The organism is Streptomyces sp. RB17 (assembly GCF_009604455.1).
In the GTDB taxonomy this organism is placed as follows: Bacteria; Actinomycetota; Actinomycetes; order Streptomycetales; family Streptomycetaceae; genus Streptomyces.
On sequence record NZ_WEGL01000007.1, the window covers coordinates 603,946 to 624,148 of the forward strand.

The 20,203-nt window shown below is 69.9% G+C and carries 20 protein-coding genes and 1 rRNA gene; 12 read left to right on the plus strand and 9 right to left on the minus strand.

All coding sequences use genetic code 11. The features are described from left to right. Positions 1-174 precede the first annotated feature (174 nt). The 4 genes from SRB17_RS31345 to SRB17_RS31360 form a co-directional block, all read right to left on the minus strand. A complete protein-coding gene (locus SRB17_RS31345) occupies positions 175-1,131 on the minus strand; it encodes an NlpC/P60 family protein (protein ID WP_153543593.1) in 957 nt (318 codons plus the stop codon). 101 nt (positions 1,132-1,232) lie between these two features. After that, positions 1,233-2,930: a serine/threonine-protein kinase gene (locus SRB17_RS31350; protein WP_323376497.1), complete on the minus strand. Its 1,698-nt coding sequence runs from the start codon at positions 2,928-2,930 to the stop codon at positions 1,233-1,235. Positions 2,931-2,972: 42 nt separating this feature from the next. Then, positions 2,973-3,497, minus strand: coding sequence for a Uma2 family endonuclease (locus SRB17_RS31355; protein WP_323376498.1), 525 nt, complete (start codon positions 3,495-3,497; stop codon positions 2,973-2,975). 86 nt (positions 3,498-3,583) lie between these two features. After that, positions 3,584-4,024, minus strand: coding sequence for an ATP-binding protein (locus SRB17_RS31360; protein WP_194294191.1), 441 nt, complete (start codon positions 4,022-4,024; stop codon positions 3,584-3,586). A 196-nt stretch (positions 4,025-4,220) separates the two neighbouring features. Between SRB17_RS31360 and SRB17_RS31365 the strand changes: the two genes are divergently transcribed. The 3 genes from SRB17_RS31365 (at position 4,221) to SRB17_RS31380 (ending at position 6,062) form a co-directional block, all read left to right on the plus strand. Further along, positions 4,221-5,066, plus strand: coding sequence for a helix-turn-helix transcriptional regulator (locus tag SRB17_RS31365; protein ID WP_323376500.1), 846 nt, complete (start codon positions 4,221-4,223; stop codon positions 5,064-5,066). Between the two features lie 9 nt (positions 5,067-5,075). Beyond that, positions 5,076-5,447, plus strand: a complete 372-nt coding sequence (locus SRB17_RS47690) for a DUF397 domain-containing protein (protein ID WP_153543468.1) — start codon at positions 5,076-5,078, stop codon at positions 5,445-5,447. 96 nt (positions 5,448-5,543) lie between these two features. Further along, positions 5,544-6,062, plus strand: coding sequence for a hypothetical protein (locus SRB17_RS31380; protein WP_228396362.1), 519 nt, complete (start codon positions 5,544-5,546; stop codon positions 6,060-6,062). A 77-nt stretch (positions 6,063-6,139) separates the two neighbouring features. Here SRB17_RS31380 and SRB17_RS31385 read toward each other — a convergent pair whose 3' ends face one another. From SRB17_RS31385 to SRB17_RS31395, 3 genes are all read right to left on the minus strand, one after another. Continuing rightward, the gene (locus SRB17_RS31385; RefSeq protein WP_153543469.1) at positions 6,140-6,913 is read right to left on the minus strand and encodes a trypsin-like serine peptidase; all 774 of its coding nucleotides are present in this window, start codon (positions 6,911-6,913) and stop codon (positions 6,140-6,142) included. A 173-nt stretch (positions 6,914-7,086) separates the two neighbouring features. Then, on the minus strand, positions 7,087-7,839 hold the full coding sequence (locus SRB17_RS31390; protein ID WP_323376501.1) for an SDR family oxidoreductase: 753 nt from the start codon (positions 7,837-7,839) through the stop codon (positions 7,087-7,089). Positions 7,840-7,969: 130 nt separating this feature from the next. Next, on the minus strand, positions 7,970-8,896 hold the full coding sequence (locus SRB17_RS31395; protein WP_153543471.1) for an oxidoreductase: 927 nt from the start codon (positions 8,894-8,896) through the stop codon (positions 7,970-7,972). A gap of 62 nt (positions 8,897-8,958) precedes the next feature. Here SRB17_RS31395 and SRB17_RS31400 point away from each other — a divergent pair, with 62 nt between their 5' ends. From SRB17_RS31400 to SRB17_RS31435, 8 genes are all read left to right on the plus strand, one after another. Next, positions 8,959-9,597, plus strand: coding sequence for a TetR/AcrR family transcriptional regulator (locus SRB17_RS31400; RefSeq protein WP_153543472.1), 639 nt, complete (start codon positions 8,959-8,961; stop codon positions 9,595-9,597). 318 nt (positions 9,598-9,915) lie between these two features. Continuing rightward, a complete protein-coding gene (locus SRB17_RS31405; protein ID WP_153543473.1) occupies positions 9,916-11,277 on the plus strand; it encodes a S53 family peptidase in 1,362 nt (453 codons plus the stop codon). A gap of 456 nt (positions 11,278-11,733) precedes the next feature. Next, entirely contained in the window at positions 11,734-12,042 is a 309-nt protein-coding gene (locus tag SRB17_RS31410; protein ID WP_014673544.1) for a hypothetical protein, read from the plus strand. A 108-nt stretch (positions 12,043-12,150) separates the two neighbouring features. Continuing rightward, positions 12,151-12,969, plus strand: coding sequence for a hypothetical protein (locus SRB17_RS31415; RefSeq protein WP_153543474.1), 819 nt, complete (start codon positions 12,151-12,153; stop codon positions 12,967-12,969). Beyond that, positions 12,959-14,305: a hypothetical protein gene (locus tag SRB17_RS31420; protein WP_153543475.1), complete on the plus strand. Its 1,347-nt coding sequence runs from the start codon at positions 12,959-12,961 to the stop codon at positions 14,303-14,305. Before SRB17_RS31415 ends, SRB17_RS31420 begins: the two co-directional genes overlap by 11 nt. Beyond that, positions 14,302-15,858, plus strand: a complete 1,557-nt coding sequence (locus SRB17_RS31425) for an SCO6880 family protein (protein ID WP_153543476.1) — start codon at positions 14,302-14,304, stop codon at positions 15,856-15,858. The genes SRB17_RS31420 and SRB17_RS31425 overlap by 4 nt, the downstream gene beginning before the upstream one ends. A 14-nt stretch (positions 15,859-15,872) precedes the next feature. Continuing rightward, entirely contained in the window at positions 15,873-17,285 is a 1,413-nt protein-coding gene (locus SRB17_RS31430) for an ATP-binding protein (protein WP_153543477.1), read from the plus strand. 37 nt (positions 17,286-17,322) lie between these two features. Beyond that, positions 17,323-18,837, plus strand: a complete 1,515-nt coding sequence (locus tag SRB17_RS31435) for a type IV secretory system conjugative DNA transfer family protein (protein ID WP_194294192.1) — start codon at positions 17,323-17,325, stop codon at positions 18,835-18,837. Positions 18,838-18,847: 10 nt separating this feature from the next. Here SRB17_RS31435 and SRB17_RS31440 read toward each other — a convergent pair whose 3' ends face one another. Beyond that, positions 18,848-19,414 carry a GNAT family N-acetyltransferase gene (locus SRB17_RS31440; RefSeq protein WP_153543478.1) on the minus strand — a complete coding sequence of 189 codons (567 nt, stop codon included), beginning with the start codon at positions 19,412-19,414 and terminating at the stop codon, positions 18,848-18,850. A gap of 53 nt (positions 19,415-19,467) precedes the next feature. Between SRB17_RS31440 and SRB17_RS31445 the strand changes: the two genes are divergently transcribed. Beyond that, positions 19,468-20,019 carry a cysteine hydrolase family protein gene (locus SRB17_RS31445; protein ID WP_153543479.1) on the plus strand — a complete coding sequence of 184 codons (552 nt, stop codon included), beginning with the start codon at positions 19,468-19,470 and terminating at the stop codon, positions 20,017-20,019. 70 nt (positions 20,020-20,089) lie between these two features. On the opposite strand, the gene rrf is transcribed toward SRB17_RS31445, so the two are convergent. Then, positions 20,090-20,203 (minus strand): 5S ribosomal RNA (gene rrf / locus SRB17_RS31450); the annotation flags it as partial.

A 20,203-nucleotide genomic window follows, 5' to 3' on the forward strand; every position in this document is an offset into this window, starting at 1 on the left:
CCGCTTCCGCTGCACTGTCGCACTGCCCGTACTGACGTCCGCTCGGCTACGTCAACAGGAACGCACGGTCCCCATGAATACGTTCCACTCTCCACCGAATGATCACGCAGACGTTATCGAAGAGAGACTCATCATCGCAGCTCAGGGGGTGGGTTCACGCTCGGTCACAGTCTGTCAGATCGTCGTGGGGAGCGCTTTCGCGCCATCTTCGGTCGCGCGGGTGGCGCCGAAGTAGTCCGGGGTGTCGATCGGGTCGAACCGGATGACGGCCCCCGTCCGCGGCGCGTCGATCATGTACCCGCCCCCCACATAGATCCCCACGTGATGGATGGCCCGCGAATCGCTGAGGTCGGTGGAGAAGAACACGAGATCACCCGGCAGAAGCTGATCCCGCGACGGATGCGGCCCGGCGTTGTACTGATCATTGGCCACCCGCGGCAGCGTGATCCCGACCTTCGCGTACGCGGCCTGCGTCAGCCCCGAACAGTCGAACCGCCCACCCTGCTCGGCCGCCCCCTCCCCGCCCCACAGATAGGGCGTCCCCAACTTGCTCTGCGCGAAGGCAATGGCACCGGCGGCTTGCTGGGTGGGGTCGATGCGGCTGACGGGCGCGGCAAAGCTCTGCTCCAGGCTGCGGATCCGCTTGACGTAGTTCTGCGTCTCGCTGATGGCAGGAACCCCGCCGGCCTTTATCACGCGGTAGGCACCGGCGTTGTAGGCGGCGAGCATGTTGTCCGAGGCGTTGCCCGGCACGTCCTTCACATACTTCGCCAGTTCGCAGTCGTACGAAGCGGCCGACGGAATCGCGTCGTTGGGGTCCCAGATGTCCCGCTTGCCGTCGCCGTTGCCGTCGATGCCGTGCGTAGCCCATGTACTGGGGATGAACTGAGCGATGCCCCGCGCGTCGGCCGGGCTGACGACGGTTGGGTTCCAGCCGCTCTCCTGGTACAGCTGGGCGGCGAGCAGCGCGGGGCTGAGCGCCGGGCACAGGTTGCCCCACTTCTGCACGAGCGACTTGTAGGCGGCCGGTACGGCACCCTGCGCGAGCGCCCGGCTTCCCGCGCCGACTCCGTTGAGGAGGTTCCCGGCGACGACGTACACCCCGATGACGAGCAGCATGACGAAGCCCATGCCGAGCCCGACGGCCGCCCCACCGATCACCCACACCTTCCGCACGGTTCAACTTTCCCCCATGTGCCGACGGTTCAAGGCGCTTTCGGCATGAAGTGGCGTCATTTCACAGTGAAGCCGCCGCACATGATGCTGCTGTAGTCGTGCGGCGTGCGGATGTGGTGCCACTCGACGGTCCAGTCACCGGGATCGTTGGTGAGCGGGATGGCGGGCCAGGACTGCTTCCCGTTCGGATGCCAGGAACGGAAGTCGTCCGGGTAGGTGAGGTACTTCCAGGAGGTGGCGTCGCCGCCGTACAGGTCGACGGGCTTGCTGGTGTACCCCAGCGTCACGTTGGGCGTGAACACCCCGGCGGCGGGTTTTCCGGTGCTCGGGTCGATGCTGTGCGGCGGTTTCACGCTGACGGTCACGTAGTACGGGGCGTGGGCTCCGGCGCTCGAGGCATAGCCGTTGCTCCGTATCCCGATCTTCACCCGGCGGTCGAGGATCAGGCGCTCACCGCTCTTGGCGGGGTCGTCGGGGTCGGACACCGAGGTCATGAAGTCCGCGGGCGCGTGTTCCTCGGTCGGCAGCTGGCATTGCGCCGTCGACGACTGCCAGAAGGTGCGGTCGATGTCGTCGCCCGCGTATGCGGGTGGGCCGCCCTTGCCGGTGGCCGACCTGGTCGCCGTGGCCTGCGCGCTCGCGGAAGCCCGGCCCCGCGCGGGGTCCTTGCCGTCGCCCCGCTGGGTGAGCACGAGCGCGGCGGCCGCAGAGACGCCCACCACGAGCCCCACGGCCACGGCCATCGTCCTCCGTCTGCTCGGACCGCGGCTCGGCCGGGCGGCCAGCTCGGTGGGCGTGTAGCCGGACGGGCCGTACGGCGCGGGTCCCACCGTCGGCAGATCGTGCGGCCCCACCGGCGGCGCCACTGGCCGTCGTGCGGGCGTCGGCGGCATCTGCGGTGTGGCCTCGCCCTGTGCGGCGAAGCCGGCGTAGACCGGGTCCTCCACGAGCGCGGTGCGCACCCCGCAGCGGGCGATCACCTCGGCGAGTCCCGGCCGGGTGGCGGCGTCCTTGGCCGCGCACGCCTCTATCAAGGCCCCCAACTCCGGTGCGACACCGGCCAGGTCGACGGCTTCGTGGACGGCGCGGTAGCTGACCCCGTTCGGGTCGCCGCTGCCGAACGGGGCCCGGCCTGTCGCCGCGTACGCGAGCGTGGCACCGAGGGCGAACACGTCGGCCGACGGTCCGACCTCGTTGCGCAGCAGCACCTCGGGGGCGGTGAAGCCGGGCGTGCCGGGCACGAACCCGGCGTCGGTGAGGGCGGTCTGCCCCGCGCCGCGGGCGATGCCGAAGTCGATGAGCTGCGGGCCCTGGGCGGCGAGGATGACGTTCTGCGGCTTGAGGTCCCGGTGCGTGACCCCGTGAGCGTGGACGGCGGCGAGCCCCTCGGCGAGCGCGGCGAACAGCCCGAGGCAGGTCTCCGGCGGCAGCGGGCCGTGTTCCGCCACGGCCTTGGCGAGGGTGGGTCCGGCGACGTACTCGGTGGCCAGCCAATAAGGGGCGGCGTCCAACGAGGCGTCAATCAGGTTGGCCGTATACGCACTCCGGACCGCCCGCGCCGTCTCCACCTCGCGCCGGAACCGGGTCAGCGCCTCGGGATGGTCGGTGATCTCGTCCCGGATCACCTTGATGGCGACGAGCCGCCCGCCGGGCGACCGCCCGAGATAGACCCGCCCCATCCCACCCGCCCCGAGCCGGGCGAGCACCGTGTGCGTGCCTATGTGCGATGGGTCCTGGGGCTTGAGTGCGTCCACGGACCCACCCTGCCATGAAGATCAGTTGGCCGTCCGGGGTGTTTACTGATCGCCGGTCGGGTCCGGGCACGCGGCCTGGCCGTACACCGGGAAGTCGCCGGTGCCGACATCGGCACCGAACGGCTCGGGCAACGGCACCGCCTCCCCGAACTTCCCCAGCAGTACGTCCTGATAGGCGCCGTTGTCCGGGCGGCTGTGCAGGGCCCACGTGCCGTTACGCGGGTCGATGACGAGCAGCAGGGGGACACGCGCCACGGCGTACCAGTCGGCCTTGTCGCGGATGCCCCGGGACTTCTCGGAAGGGGAGACGACCTCGACGGCGAACGCCGTGTCCTCCGGGGAGGCGAGCCAGTCGTCGTCGTCCTCCCGCTCCATGGGCAGAACGATCAGGTCCGGCGTCACGTAGTCGTCCGGGTCCTCGGGGAGGGCGATCGAGGACACCTCGTACACATCCAACCCGTCGGGAAGGGCCATACCCTCGAGCTGCCGTCGCAACCGCTTCACCACGCCCGCGTGCCTGCCACACGGAGGCCGGGACGTCACCATTTCCCCTCCCGTGATCTGCACCCGCAGACCGCCTCCTGTCGTGCCTCCGCGTCACGCGCGCTCATCGTGGTCACGTACACCCTCCAATACGCTCCGATCGATCTCGACTACACTAAGTCACGGCTCTGACAATCGGCCCACAGCAGCTTCCCGCCCCGGGATGCCCCCAGCTCCCGCAGCACGGAGACCCCCCAGGAGTCGGCACAGGCCCGCACGAGCTGCAGCCCGCGCCCGCTTTCCGCGTCCTCCTGCACGACCACGGGCGCGGCGTCACCGGTGAAGCCGGGCGGCACGTGCGGGTCGCCGTCCCAGACGCCCACCGTCAGCCGGCCCGACTCCCTCCCGAGGAGACGCAGGGCGTAGGGGCCGGAGGTGTGCAGATGCGCGTTGGCGAGCAGCTCGGCGGCCACCAGTTCGGCGGTGGGGGTGAGCGAGGAGAGGTCGTGCGCGGCGAGGACGGTACGCAGGGTTGCGCGGGCGATCCCAGGCGCACGTGGATCGTGTGGGAGGTGCAGGGTGTAGGTCCAGGGCTTGGATACGGTGGGCATCGAAGTCTCCGTTCGGGAAGGGGCGTTGAGGTGCGGTTGTTCGATAGCCCAGTGGCCTGTCGCCCGGTCGGGCGGTGCGCTTCTGAGCGAGGGGCCCAGTTGTAAGGTAGCGACAGACAGTGAAGGTATTCACTGAAAACTAGGCATCTCCTTCACCTACCACCCATGTGAGTGACAGCGAGGAGGCGGCACGCCCGTGAGGAACCCAACGGGTCGCCAGCTGCGCTTCGGCGCGGAGCTGCGGAAACTGCGTGAGCGCGCAGGCTTGAGTTCCACCGAGGCCGGTCAACTCCTGGGTATCAAGCAGGCGCAGGTCAGCAACATGGAGGCCGGTCGCGTAGGCGTGAGCCCCGAGCGGGTGCACACCATCGCCTGCCACTACGACTGCTCCGACAAGCCCCTCATCCACGCGCTCGCGGCCATGACCTCGGAACGCAAGCGCGGCTGGTGGGAGCAGTACCGCGAGTTGCTTCCGAACTCGCTCCTCGACCTGGCGGAACTGGAGCACCATGCCCGGTCGCTGCGCGCCAGCACCACAGCCCGTATCCCCGGGCTGCTCCAGACTCGCGAGTACGCCCTCGAAATCTTCCGCCAGGCGGTCACCGAACTCTCGCCGCCCGACATCGAGCACCGCCTCTCATTCCGCATCAAACGACAGGCGATCCTCTACGACGAGAACACCCCCACCCCGTACGAGGCGATCGTCCACGAGGCCGCCCTCCGGATGCAGGTCGGCGGCCCGGCGGCAACCCGGCAACAGCTGCAACACCTGCTTGACATGAGCGACCGTGACCACATCACGCTGCGCGCCATCACCTTCGAGGCCGGCGCCTACCCGGGATCCGGGCAGTCGATCTTTTACGCGTACGGACCAGTGCCGCAGCTGGACACCGTCCACCTGGACCAGGCCCACGGTCTCGCGTTCCTCGATGCCGAGGCCCAACTTCACAAGTACCGCAGCCTCTTCGAGCGGATCGATGCCGTGGCGCTCGCCCCCGAGAAGACCCGAGACCTTGTCCGCAACGTGATGCGAGAGCTGTGAAGGAACGTCATGAACCCACAGAACTGGCAGAAGTCCTCTTACTGCTCCGAGGGCGATTCCTGCATACACGTCGCCGCCACCCCCGGCGCCATACACCTCACCGAATCCACCGACCCCACGGGAGCCGTCCTCACCACCGCCCCCGCCGCCTTTGATGCCCTGCTCACCGGCCTCAAAAGGGAGCCGTCCCCCACCGGCCGGAGCGCAGGCGACGACACCCCCCTCCGTCTCCGCTCCGCGGACACCGTCGTCACGACCACCCGCCACAAGTGGAACGCCTTCGTACTCGGCGTACAGGCAGGCGAGTTCGACCACTTCGTGTCTCTCCAGCCCGCAGCCGGGCGGGACATGTCCCCGGCAACGGTCCCGTACGACGTGTGAGCCGCTTCCTCAGGCCCGCAACCCCTCCAGCACCACCGCCCACAACTCCCCGTACCGCTCGGCGAGATCCGCGCGGCGGCTGAGGGCGTCGGAGATGTGCTGCATGCCGAAGAACGCGGAGACGAGGACGCGGGCCGCCGAGCGCGGGCGGGCTGGTCGCCGATCAAGTACACCGCGATCACCACGGTCCTGGGCCCGGCCGGCGCCACCGTCATCACGGCGGTCATGCTGGCCACGGGCGGCGTCCCGGTCCCGAGCGCGCACACCGTGACGACGATCCTCCCCGAGCTCGCCTACATGAGCGTCATCGCCGGTTTCGTGGGCGTCCTCGGCTGGAACTTCGGCAACCGCTACCTCGGCCCGCTCAACGGTGTCCTCTTCATGGACGTCGTTCCCATCACCGCGTTCGTCATCTCCGCGCTGACCGGTGTGGTCCCGGCCGGCATGCAGGTGGCCGGCGCCTCGCTGACCGCGCCGGCGCTGATCTTCAACAACCTGTACCTGCGCCGGGTCGCCCAGCGCACGGCGGCGGCAGCGGCGGCGAAGGCCGCGGCCGAGAAGCCCGCGGTGAAGGCGACGGACGGGAAGACGGCCCCGGTGGCGGCGAGCCGCTGAGCCAACGTCGGGCCATCCGGACCAGGGCTGCCGTGGGGTGCACCCCCCGCGGCAGCCGCTTTCCTGTTCCCTGCCCTTCAGGGGTCGCCGATCGCGTCCTGGTACAGCTCGGCCGCCTTGCCGGCCAGTACGACGCTGTACGACACGTCGTCGGTCGAGCCGCCCTCCTCGTGACCGCCGAGGATGCCGACGACCTGGTTGTTCCCGTTGATCCAGGGGCTGCCGCTGGTGCCGCTGGCGAAGGCGGGGCAGTCGATGCGCTGCTGGGTGCTGCTGTGCGCGACCGGCTTGTTGGTGCAGCTGATGGGCACCTCACGGGAGTCGGGGTAGCCGGTGACGGTGACGGCGGTGGCGCCCGTGGCCGTACCCGGAGTGAACCGGTTGGCCCCCACCACGTCCTCGATCCGCTTGCCGTCCAGGTCGTCGACGGTGACGAGGGCCAGGTCGCTGTTCTCGTCCTGGTCCTTGGCCCAGTCGTCGGGCAGGTAGCGCTTCCCGACCCTCCACACCCCGTACGGCGCCTGTCCGTCCCGGTAGCCGGGCACGAACACCAGGTCGTTGTCGGCGTCGTTCACGCAGTGCGCGGCGGTGACGAGGAGGTTGCCCCGCGGGCTGTGCACGACCGAGGCCGTGCAGAAGTGGCCGCCGGCCAGGTCCTCGGCCCGGTCGGCACCGAACAGCGCGCCGACGCGCACCGACTGCCGGGTCGCGACGGCATCGGCGGCGGTGACCCCGAGGGGCCCCGGCCCGTCATCGGCTGCCGCGACGGACGCCGAGGTCAGGGCAAGCATCACCACGGCCCCGAGCAGCGCGGGACGCGAGGTGACCGTGATGCGTGAGATGCGCTTCATCAGTGCTCACTGTCCCCCACGAACGTGAGAATCCATCTGCGACTTAGCTGAGATTTTCCTGTGAAACGTCCCGATGGGCGCGGGGGTTGCCCCGCAACACCGCCACGACCAGCCGTGATTACGTTACGTCATGGACTGGGTCCCGGCCCGGACGCGACCGTCCGCGGCTTCGCTCAGAACGTCGTCGTCATCCCCCCGTCCACCGCGATCGTCTGCCCCGTGATGAACGACGCCGCATCGCTCGCCAGGAACACCACGACCCCCGCGATCTCCTCCGGCCGCCCCCACCGCCCCAGCGCCGTACGCGTCCGCAGCCACCGCTCCCACCCCGGGTCGGCCGCCAGCTCGGCGTTGACGTCCGTCGCGAAGGTGCCCGGTGCCACCGAGTTGACCGTCGTACCGCTCGGGCCGAGGTCGGCGGCGAGGGCGCGGGTCAGGCCGTCGAGGCCCGCTTTCGCCGTGGCGTACGCGACGTCCCCGGTGCGGCCCAGCTGGCCGACCACCGAGGAGACGTTGATGATCCGGCCGGCCGCTCCGCGTGCGGTCAGGCCCCTCGCCACCGTCCGGCTCAGGGCGTACGCCGAGGTCAGGTGGACGTCGAGCAGTGAGGACAGCTCCTGCGGGGTCATCTCCGCCACGCCCCGCCGGTCGCGGTGGCCGACGTTGTTGACCAGGATGTCGAGGTCGCCCAGGGCGCGCACCGCCTCCTCGGCGGCCTCCCGTTCGGTGACGTCGAACGCGGCGGCGGTGACGTCGTAGCCCTCCTCCGCCCGCAGTCGCGCCGCCACGGGTTCCAGGGCGGCCGGATTCCGCCCGTTCAGGACGACCCGCGCCCCTGCCCCGGCCAGGCCCCGTGCCATCTCCAGCCCCAGCCCGCGCACCGAACCGGTCACCAGAGCGGTACGGCCGTCGAGCCGGAAGTTCACCGATGAACTTTCATACATACCCGGACGTGTTCCCTGTGGGCTCGCTTCATGGGCTTCATGGGCTTCATGGGCCCGCACGACCTGTGCTGCCCGGCCGGCGGTCACCGACAGCTCGGCACGGACAGACGCGTCACGCTCGGCTGACCGGCTTCAGCGGCCACTCCACCCCGGTCAGCTCCTCGGACAGGGTCCACAGCCGCCGGGCCGCCGCAGGGTCGCTGGCCGCCGTGCTGCGGCCGACCAGGGTGGGCGCGCCGCGCATCTCGCCGAGGCCGGAGGGGCCGACGTAGGACGCGCCGGGGAGGTCCTGGCTCGCGGCGTAGAGGGTCGGCTGGGCGCCTGCCCTGTCGCTCTGTGCGAAGACCTTGTTGCCGACGGCCATGAAGCCCCTGACCAGGGAGTTCGCGTGGTGGCTCTGGAGGTTGGTGGCCGCGTAGCCGGGGTGCGCGGCGAAGGCGCGGACGGCGGAGCCGGCCTCGGTGAGACGGCGCTGGAGTTCCAGGGTGAACAGGAGGTTGGCCAGCTTGGACTGGGCGTAGGCGCGGGTGGGGGTGTAGCGGCCGCGCAGGTTGACGTCCTCGAAGTGGATCACTCCGTCGCCCCCGCGGTGGAGGCCCGAGGACACCGTCACCACCCGGTCCGTCACATACGGCAGAAGCAGGTTGGTCAGCGCGAAGTGACCCAGGTGGTTCGTGCCGAACTGCATCTCGAAGCCCTGCTTGGTGCGCTGCTCCGGCAGCATCATCACGCCGGCGTTGTTGATCAGCAGGTCCAGCGGGCGGTCCCAGCCGGCCGCGAACTCCCGCACCGAGTCCAGGTCGGCCAGGTCCAGGCGGCGCACCTCGGTGCTGCCGCTCGCCTTCGCCGCGGCGGCGCCGCCCCGCGCGAGGTCCCGTACGGCGAACACCACATGCGCTCCGGCCCGGGCCAGCGCCTCGGCCGTGACCAGGCCGAGTCCGCTGTTGGCGCCGGTGATCACGGCCGTACGGCCGGTCAGGTCGGGAAGGTGGGTCGCGTTCCATGAGCGCGGGGTGCGCGCTTCGGTCGTCTCAGCCATGCCCCCAAAGTAGGCACCGACAACAATGCTGTCAATGACAACATCAGGTTACGATGGTCGGCATGCCGCGCCTGTCCCCGTCGCCGTCGCCGTCGCCGTCGCCGTCGAGCCGCCCCTACCACCACGGAGACCTGCGCGCCGCCCTGCTCAAGAGCGCCGAGCACACCCTGCGCGAGAAGGGGGTCGGCGCGCTGTCGCTGCGCGAGCTGGCCCGGGACATCGGCGTGAGCCACGCGGCACCCGGCCGGCATTTCAAGGACAAGCAGGCGCTGATAGACGCCCTCGCGCTGGACGGCTACGAGCGGCTGAACCGAGCCCTGGACACCGCCGCCGGACAGCCGGGGCTCACCTTCGAGGGGCGCATGGCGGCACTCGCCCGCGCCTACCTCGGCTTCGCCGTCGAGAACCCGGAGCTGCTGGAGCTGATGTTCGCGCGCAAGCACGCGCCCGACAGCTCCGCCCAGCTCGCCGCGGCCGTCGACGAGTCCCTCGGCTCCTTCGCCCGGATGATCGCGGAGGCGCAGGAGCAGGGCGACATCGTCGCCGGCGACCCCGAACGGATCACCATGATCGCCGCCGCGAGCCTGCACGGCCTCGCCGCTCTCATCGCCGCCTGCGCGCTCGACGCCGAGGAGGCCATGGACGGCCTGGACGAACACGTCCATCTGCTGCTGCACGGCCTCAAGCCCCGACGAGCCTGACGGGCCCGATGAACCCGACGGGCCCGATGAACCCGACGGGCCCGATGAGCCCGATGAGCCCGACGGGCCCCCTCCGCACGGGATCGTGCGGAATCCGTGCCCCGGGTCAAGCCACGCCCAGCACAGCTCCAGCACACTGCCATTGATCAGCAATCCCCCAACCACCTTGAGTAACGCGGGAGTCAGGATTCCGAAAGCCGCTTGTTGTCGCGTACTCAACAAGGTGATGGTCGTCGCGGGCCGCCGCCCCCACCGGTCACCCACCGGTGGTCCCCCACACCCGCAGGCCCCTGTCCACCACTCACAGGAGGCTGTACCTTGCGTACGACCACCCCCAACTCCCCCCACATACGCGGCAGATGGCGCCGGATCGGATCCGCCGCCGCGGCCACCGCCGCACTCCTCGCCGCCGGTATGACCACCGCGGCCCACGCCGAAGCCGCCGCCACGCCCCACAAGGTGAGCGCCAGGACCATCGCCGCCCAGGTCGCCAAGGCCCACGTGCGCTACGAGAAGGCGTGCGGCGCCACCCCGAAGAAGGGCTACGCCGCCTGCGACGCCCTCCGCGTCACCGGCGGCACCACCGCCTTCATGGAGAAGCAGGCGGCCCTGAAGGGCATCACGCCGAAGACGGTGCGGCCCGAAGCCGCCTCCGACTCCCCGACCGGCTACGGACCGAGCGACATCCAGTCGGCGTACGGCCTGACCGACGCCGCCTCCTCGAACGGCTCCGGCGAGACCGTCGCCATCGTCGACGCCTACGACGACCCGAACGCGGAGTCCGACCTCGCGGCGTACCGGTCGTACTACGGCCTGCCGGACTGCACCACCGACAACGGCTGCTTCAGCAAGGTCGGCCAGACCGGCTCCACGACCTCCCTCCCCTCCGCCGACAGCGGCTGGGCCGGTGAGATCTCCCTCGACCTCGACATGGTCAGCGCGACCTGCCCGAACTGCAACATCCTGCTGGTCGAGGCGAAGTCCGCGTCCGACGCCGACCTGGGCACCGCGGTGAACGAGGCCGTCAAGCTGGGCGCCAGGTTCGTCTCCAACAGCTACGGCGGCTCGGAGTCCTCCTCCGACACGACGTACGACTCCTCGTACTACAAGCACCCGGGAGTCGCCATCACCGCCAGCGCGGGCGACGAGGGCTACGGCGCCGAGTACCCGGCCGCCTCCCGGTACGTGACCGCCGTCGGCGGCACCAGCCTGTCGGCCTCCTCCGACAGCCGCGGCTGGACCGAGTCCGTCTGGAACACCTCCAGCACCGAGGGCACCGGCTCCGGCTGCTCCGCCTACGACGCCAAGCCCAGCTGGCAGACCGACTCCGGGTGCGCCAGGCGCATGATCGCCGACGTGTCCGCCGTGGCCGACCCCGCCACCGGCGTCTCCGTCTACGACACCTACGGCTCCGACGGCACCGGCTGGAACACCTACGGCGGCACCAGCGCCTCCTCGCCCATCATCGCCTCGGTCTACGCCCTCGCCGGCACCCCGGGCAGCAGTGACTACCCGGCCCAGTACCCGTACAACGCGGCCGGCACCTCCGCCCTCAACGACGTGACCAGCGGCAGCAACGGCACCTGCTCGACGTCGTACTTCTGCACCGCCACGTCGGGCTACGACGGTCCGACCGGCTGGGGCACCCCGCAGGGCACGAGCGCCTTCGGCGCGAGCTGAGCACCACCCGCCCGATCCACCCCGTCGGGTCACGGGGAGCCGCCAGGTGAGGGGGACGTGGGGTCCCCTCGGCGGCACGGAGAGGAGGACGGGCCACGGCATCCGGCCGCGGCCCGTTTTCCCTGCTCCGATCAAGCCGCCGCCGGGGCCATGTCCCGTTTCCCGCCCTCGCCCATGAGAACATCATCTCGACGCCTCACCCGACCAGCCGTCAGAAAACGTGCCAGGTCGTAAAGGAGGACAACGACCCAACCACACGACGGGTTCCGGTCGGACCTCGTTGCCCGGCGTGACCTGCCGTGATACACAGAGTGACCGTACGCGCTATTCGTACGAAACCCGCCAGTCAATGACGTCAAGTCGACATACGACCGCGACGTTGTCGGCGACAATGAGACCTGCCCTCCGCACACTGCGGGGGCCTTGCGGAACTACCCACCAGGGGCGGTGACTTACATGCTCTTTGCGGCCGACAAGGGAGACATCAACACCATCATCGGCGGGATCGCTCCGGACTGGGGCCCCTTCGGCAGCCTGGGCAACGAGGCGAAGGTGATGATCGAGGTGGTGATGGCCGTGGCCATCCTGCTGTGCCTCGGCATCGCGGTGTGGGGCGCGGCCAAACAGCGCATCGGCGCGACCGCCCTCCGCGACACCTTCAGCGCCGAACAGGGCAAGGGCCTCATCATCGCCGGCCTGACCGGGGTCTTCATCATCGGCTCCCTCGGCACCCTGTTCACGATCGTGTACGGCATGGCGGTCTGAGTCCCCTGAAGGTTGCGTCTCCCTGATGTCGAGTCACCACACCGCGCCCGAGCGGCAACCAGCACGGCTTCCGTCGTACGCCTACGAGGGTGAGGGAGCGCGCACACCATGACCTCCGGCGACGACCAGGCCTACACCGACTACGGCGACACGGGCCACACGCGCACCCGCCTCCCCGAAACCGACCCCTACGGCGGCGCCCCCCGCCGCTCCTCCTCCCGCTCCCTGATCACAGTGGTCGGCGTAGTGGTCCTCCTCATCGCCGCGATCGCTTTCGCCAACAGGGGGGACAACTCATCGGGCAACGACGCGTCCGCGAAGAACCACAAGCCGGCGGCCGCTTCCACGGCGGCCAGCGGAACGCGCCCCGTGGACACCAAGTCCCTGGGCGTACCGACGGGATTCGCCCACACGGAGCAGGGAGCGCAGTCGGCCGCCTCGAACTACGCCGTGGCGCTGGGCTCGACGGAGATGTTCAAGAAGGACAGCCGCGACACCCTGCTGAACCTCCTCTACACCTCCGACGCTGCGGCCAGACTCCAGGGCCCGATGGACCAGGCCTACTCGACCGACTTCCTCGCCAAGATGGGCCTCGACGCGGCGGGCGACCCGCCGAAGGGCAGTACGTTCGTCTCCCGGGTGGTCCCGGTCGGCACGACGGTGCAGCACTACACGGAGAACGACGCCAAGGTGGCGGTCTGGTACGTAGGGCTCATCGGCATGGCCGACAGCTCCTCGAACGACCCTGTCACCTCCTCCTGGAAGACGTGGACGTTCGACCTGCAGTGGTCCGGGGACGACTGGAAGATCACCTCCGACACCCAGAAGGACGGCCCCGCACCAGTACCCGGAGACGACAAGGCTGCCACCTCCGACGAGATCAGCAAGGCCATCGAAGAGTACGGAGGGTTCACGTATGCCCGGTAGCCCGCGACCTGCGCTCAAGCTCGCCGGAGTCGTGACAGCCGTACAGACCACGGCGGTACTGCTGGCCACACGTGCCTTCGCCGCGCCGTCACCCACCCCTTCGCCCTCACCGTCGAAGAGCAAGTACAACTGCGACGTCATCTCCGGTGAGGCCAGGAAGTACTGCGAACGCGGCAACACCTCCAGTGGCTCCGGAGGTTCCAGCGTCCCGGACACCTCCACCCTCGACCCCCTCTCCTCCCTCGCCAAAGGCTGTGCCGAAGCCGCCTCCTGGACGATCGAGAAGCTCAGCAAGGCCGTGAAGGAGACCGCCAACGTCGACTTCACGAATCCCAAGTTTCTGCAGCAGTACGCGATCGTGTTCGCGGCGTCCACGATCCTGACGCTCCTGCTGTGGCTCCTGGCCGTCGCCAAGCGAGCCGTGCGCGGGGTGCCGCTGACGACCGCGATCTCGGAAGCCGTCGGGTTTCTGTGGCTGACCGTGCTCGCCTCTGCCTTCACCCCGCTGATCCTGTACACGGTCGTATCGGCCACCGACGGCGTCACGGACGTCCTCGCCAAGGCCACCGGCGACCAGGCCGACACGTTCTTCGGCACCTTCTCCGGCGCCCTCGGCAAGGGCACCGACATCGGCGGCGGCCCGATCATGCTGATCGTGGTCTCCCTGGTCAGCATCCTCGCCGCCGGCGTCCTCTGGCTGGAGCTGGTCATCAGGGCCGCCCTCCTCTACGTCGGCGCCCTCCTCGGCACCGTCGTCTACGCGGGGCTCGTCGACAAGAACCTGTGGGGACATGTCCGGCGCTGGGCGGGGATCATGATCGCCGTCATCCTCGTCAAGCCAGTGATCGTGATCGTGCTCGGGCTCGCCGGCGCGCTCTCCTCCGGCAACGGCCCCGACTCCTTCTCCGCCGTCGTCTCCGGCCTCGCCATCATCCTGCTCGCCATCTTCGCCAGCGCGATGATCTACCGCTTCGTCCCCGGCTTCGGCGACGAGATCGCAGGCAGCCGCAACAACCGCATCATGCAGGGCGCCGAGTCCAAGGCCGCCGCCGTCATCAGCTCCCCCGCCACACTCGTCGCCCAGGGCATCAAGACCCACAGCTCCCGGGCCGACAACAACGGAGCAGGGGGACAGTCGAGCAGCGCCCCCCGCCCCGCCAACCCCGCCACCGGCGGCGTCGCGGCCCACAGCAGCCGTACCCCCGCCGGGGGCGGTGGCGGAGCCGTCCCCTCCGCCACCCCCGCGCCCCGCGCACCCAGCCCGGCCAGCCCCGCCAACACCCCGCATGCCAGCAACACGCGCAACGTCAACCGCACGGGAGGTGAAGGGCGTTGACGACCGAGTCCCACCTGTCCCATCCGATCACGCCCCGCCGTACATATCTCATCGGCCGCGCCCGGCCGAACGCGATCGTCGGCCGGAACCGCGAGTCCGGCGAGATCGCGCTGATCGTCGCGGGCGCGTTCCTCGGCATGATGTGCGGCCTCGTCGTCCCGGTACTGTCCCTGCGGATCGTGCTATTGATGGGCTTCCCGCTGCTCGCGCTCGCCGCGGTGTACGTGCCGTACAAGCGCCGCACCTTCTACAAGTGGTTCGAGATCAACCGCAGCTACAAGCGGACCGTCAAGAACGGCGCCCACTACCGCTCCGCCGCCATGGAAGCCGGCACGCGCCTCGACGGACGGGAGATCGAGGTCGGCCCGCCCCCGGGCATCGGCCGCATCAACTGGCTCGCCGCACCCTTCGGGCCGGACGAGATCGCCGTACTGCTGCACGCCGACCGGAAGACCGTCACCGCCGCCATCGAGATCGAGGGCCCCGGCGTCGGCCTGCGCGACTCCGAGGACCAGGAGGCCCTGGTCGACCGCTTCGGCACGCTGCTCAAGCACGTCGCCAACGGGGACGGTTTCGTCACCCGCCTGCAGATGCTCGCCCGTACGCTCCCCGCCGACCCCGACGCGCACGCCAAGGACGTCACCCAACGCGGTGACTCCCGCTCCCCCGGCTGGCTCCAGCAGTCGTACGACCAGCTGCAGTCCATGGTGTCCACCAGCAGCGAGCAGCACCGCGCCTACCTCGTCGCCTGTATGCACTACACGCGCGAACTCGCCGCCGAGGCCAGTGCCATGGCCCGCGCCGTCCGCGCCCGCGGCGGCAAGGTCGACCGGGACGCGGGACTCGCGGTCGTCATGGCCCGCGAGCTGACCGACATCTGCTCCCGGCTCCAGGAGGCCGACATCCGGGTCCGCCAACCGCTGGGCCAGGGCCGGCTCGCCTCCCTCATCCACTCCATGTACGACCCGGACCACCCCATCGACCACATCCAGGCGATGACCCAGCGCAACGCCTGGCCGGCCGAGCTCGACGCCACCGAGCCCACCTTCCTCCAGGCCAAGACCCGCGAGTCCAACACCCGCGCCCCCTGGTGCCACGCCACCGCCTGGGTGAAGGAGTGGCCGATGACCCCGGTCGGGGTCAACTTCCTCGCGCCCCTCCTCGTCCACACCCCGGACGTCATCCGAACGGTCGCGGTGACGATGGATCTCGAACCCACCGAGGTAGCCATCGAACGCATGCTGACCGAGAAGACCAACGACGAGGCCGAGGCCTCCCGCGCCGCCAAGATGAACCGCACCGTCGACCCGCGCGACGTCGCCGCCCACAACCGCCTCGACCAGAGAGGCGAAGACCTCGCGAGCGGCGCGGCCGGCGTCAACCTCGTCGGCTACATCACCGTCTCGGCCCGCACCCCGGAGGCCCTCAACCGCGACAAGCGCACGATAAGGGCCTCCGCAGGCAAGTCGTACCTCAAGCTGGAATGGTGCGACCGAGAGCACCACCGCGCCTTCGTGAACACACTTCCCTTCGCCACCGGCATCCGCAGGTAGGGGCTGATTCGCCGATGCGGGATCCGCTGTCCGTCCTCACCGACGCCTTCACCTCCTTCCTCTTCGGGAAGGTCGAGACGACCCGGCTGCCGGTGCGCACCTCCACGGGCCAGGCCCAGGCGGTCTATCTGCCCACGGCCGCGCCCGGCCTCGGCGACTCCGGCGTCATCATCGGCCGCGAGGTCTACTCCGGAAAGGGCTACATCTACGACCCCTTCCAGCTCTACGGCCAGCAGCTCCCGGCGCCGCACTGGCTGGTCCTCGGCGAGTCCGGCAACGGCAAGTCGGCCCTGGAGAAGACGTACGTCCTGCGCCAGCTGCGCTTCAAGGACCGCCAGGTCGTCGTCCTGGACGCGCAGGGCGAGGACGGCGTCGGCGAATGGAACCTGATCGCGGAGGAGCTGGGGATAACTCCCATCCGGCTCGACCCGACGGCCGCCCTGGACCACGGCATCCGGCTCAACCCCCTCGACCCGGCGATCACCACCACCGGTCAGCTCGCGCTGCTCCGGACGATCATCGAAGTCGCGATGGGCCACGGCCTCGACGAACGCGCCGGCTTCGCCCTCAAGGTCGCCCACTCCTACGTCAACGAGTCGATCCTCGACCGCCAGCCGGTCCTCTCCGACATCGTCGAGCAGCTACGGCACCCGGAACCGGAGTCGGCCGAGGCGATGAACGTCGCCATAGACGACGTACGCGCCTGGGGACTCGACGTCGCGCTCGTCCTGGACCGGCTGGTCGACGGTGACCTGCGGGGCATGTTCGACGGCCCGACCACGGTCGGCATCGACCTGGACGCCCCGCTCATCGTCTTCGACCTGTCCCACATCGACCGCAACTCCATCGCCATGCCCATCCTCATGGCGATCGTCGGCGTCTGGCTGGAGCACACCTGGATCCGCCCCGACCGGAAGAAGCGCATCTTCCTGGTCGAGGAGGCCTGGCACATCATCAACAGCCCGTTCGTGGCCCAGCTGTTCCAGCGCCTGCTGAAGTTCGGCCGCCGGCTGGGTCTCTCGTTCGTCGCGGTCGTCCACCATCTGTCCGACGTGGTCGACGGCGCGGCGGCGAAGGAGGCTGCCGCGATCCTCAAGATGGCGTCCACCCGGACGATCTACGCCCAGAAGGCCGACGAGGCCCGGGCCACCGGCCGGGTGCTGGGTTTGCCGAGGTGGGCGGTGGAAATCATCCCGACACTGACGCCCGGCATCGCCGTATGGGACGTCAACGGCAATGTCCAGGTGGTCAAACACCTGGTCACGGAGACGGAACGCCCGCTGGTCTTCACCGACCGCGCGATGACCGAGTCCTCCAGCGACCTCGCGGCCGACGACGCCCTGCGCGCCGCCGAGCTGGAGGCCGAGCAGCGGGCGGCGGCCTTCGTGGAACAGCACCTGGGCGACTCCGAGTCGACGGTGGCCTAGGGCAGGCAGGGACAGAGGCACGGCAGGGGAGGAACGGGTGAGACCGGACGCTCGCGACCGCCGCGAGGACCGCCGGGAGGGCCAGGGCGGCATCCCCGACGGTCTGCTGATCGGCATGCTCGCGTTCCTCCTCGGCATGACCGTGCTGGTGTGGACGGCCACCGGCCTGGCGGCCCTCTTCGCCAAGGGCGCCTGGCCGCACGGCGTCACCTTCACCCGCACCCCCCTCGCCATGCGCCACCTCATCGGCGAACCCCACGACATCACCGGCGCCTGGCCCGACACCCCCGCCTCCCAGCTCTCCGGCTGGGGCCTGTTCTGGGGCCTGTTCATCGGCCAGCTGATGGTCCTGTTCGTGCTCACCGTGTTCGTGATGGGAGCGGTGGCGCGATGGCGGGCGGGCAGAGCGCGGGCGCGGGCCCAGAAGGCGATGCCGGCGGCGCCGGAGCAGCGGTACGAGGTTCCTGTGCGGTACGAGGCACCTGTGCCGTACGAGGTCCCTGTACCGCGTACGGAGCCCGCGCCGAGTGAGGCCGTCCCGGTCCCGCAGCCCACGGCGACCGCCCCGGCTCCGGCACCACAGGAGCCCCTGACTCACCTGCCGGCCGACGGTGAACCGGTGGGCGACTGGGAGAAGATCGTCGTGGCACCCAGGGAAAGGCGCCAGGCGGCCGCGACCCAGGCCGTACGAGACGCCGAGGGCGCCACCCTGGTCGTCACCTCGAACCCCACCCTCTGGACGGAGACAAAGGACGCCAGAGCCAAACTCGGCCCCACCCTCCTCTACGACCCCACCCATCTCTGCGACACGCCGGCCCGCCTCCACTGGTCCCCGACCGCAGGCTGCGAGGACAAGCAGACCGCGCTGAACAGGGCCGCAGCCCTCCTCGGCCCCGTCCAGCCCACCGCCAAGATCGACCAAGCGGTCGCCGACACGGCACTGACGCTCCTGCGGAGCTACCTCCACGCGGCAGCCCTGGAGAACCGCACTATCCGCCACATCCACCGCTGGTCCCAGGGCAGCCAGGTCCAGGACGCCGTACGCACCCTCCGTACCCACCCCAAGGCCGCCCCCGGCGCCGCCGGTGAACTCGAGGCCGCGCTCACCGCACACCCCGAACGCCGCGACATCGCCCAGGAGCTGACCAGCCGGGCCCTCTCGGCCCTGTTCACGGTCAACATCCGCGAGGCCTGCACCCCGAACCGAACAGATGCCCTGTCACTGGATTCCTTCGTCCACGAAGGGGGCACGCTTTATGTGGTCGGTGAATCCATCGAGGACCCCAGGAGCAACCCGGGCGCGATGCCGCTCCTGACTGCCCTCGTCTCCAGCGTGGTCGAGCGCGGCCGGCGCATGGCCGAACGGTCATCCTCCGGTCGGCTCGACCCACCACTCACCCTCGTCCTGGACGACATCGCGGCCGTGGCCCCCATCCCCCAGCTCCCCGACCTGCTCGCCACCGGCACCGACCAGGGCCTGCCCACGCTCGCCCTGCTCCGCTCCCGCGAACAGGCCCGCTCCCGCTGGCCGCACCAGGAGCTACCGGCCTGAGACAGCCGGTCTAGGACGGCCACTCGAGAACGAACTCCATCTCGTTCTGCGCCTCGTCCCTGACGTACGGCACGACGACCCCGCTGGGCACGAACCCGACCTTGCGATACGCCCCCTGAGCGCGGGCGTTCTCCTCGTGCACCAGCAGGCGCACCCGCTCCGCACCCCGCTCCCGCGCCCATGCCACACCGGCGTCGAACAGGGCCTTGATCAGCCCGGTCCCGCGATGCTCGGGCCGGATGAACACCCCGACCACATGCCCCTGCCGACGATCGACGGCATACCCCGCCCAGTCCGTCATGCCGGCTTCCTCCATGAGCACGGTCACCGAGCCGGCCCAGCCACCGTCGGGCGCCTCGGCGATGAACTGCCGCGCCACGCTCTCCTCCTCGGCCGACCGCGCGGCCCGCTCCTGGTAGAAGGAGTCCGGCTTGGCCGCGCCCTCCTCGTACGTCTCCAGGAAGGCGAGGTGAGCGATCGGGTCCCGCAGCGCGGACAGCCGCAGCTCCTTCACCCGGGGCCAGTCGTCGGGTCGTATCGCGCGGATGACGTAGTCACCGCTGGTCAAGGTGCTCATGAGGGCCACCGTAGTGCCGCCCGTTGTCAGCGGCATCCCATATTGTGAAAGCCATGACAACGCTGCCCGAACGCCCGTACACCGCCCTCCTGGTCATCGACGTGCAGAACGGCGTGATGGTGCCGAGCTCACCGAGGCGCGAGCACGTCATCGCCAACATCGGGACCCTCGTCGACAAGGCCCGCGCCGCGGACGTGCCGGTGGTCTGGGTGCAGCACCAGGACGAGGAACTGGTTCCGGGCACCGAGAGCTGGGAGTACGTCCCGCAGCTGAAGCGACTCGACTCCGAGCCCCTGGTCGCCAAGCGCTACCGGGACTCCTTCGAGGACACCGATCTGGAGTCCGTCCTGACGGAGCGCGGAGTGGGCCGCCTCCTCGTCACGGGTGCCCAGAGCGACTTCTGCATCCGCTCCACCCTGCACGGCGCCCTCGCGCGGGGCTACGACGCCACGCTGATCGCCGACGCCCACACGACGGAGGACCTCACCGAGTACGGCGCGCCGGCCCCGGAACAGGTCATCGCCCACACCAACCTCTACTGGAGCGGCCAGCATGCACCGGGCCGCCGGGGCGGGATCATCAACACGGACGAGGTGACGTTCTAAAACGGCGCCGCAATACGACTCCGAAACGCAGAAAGGCCCACGCCTGTGGCGTGGGCCTTTCTCAAGAATTGTTCGGCGGTGTCCTACTCTCCCACAGGGTCCCCCCTGCAGTACCATCGGCGCTGTGAGGCTTAGCTTCCGGGTTCGGAATGTAACCGGGCGTTTCCCTCACGCTATGACCACC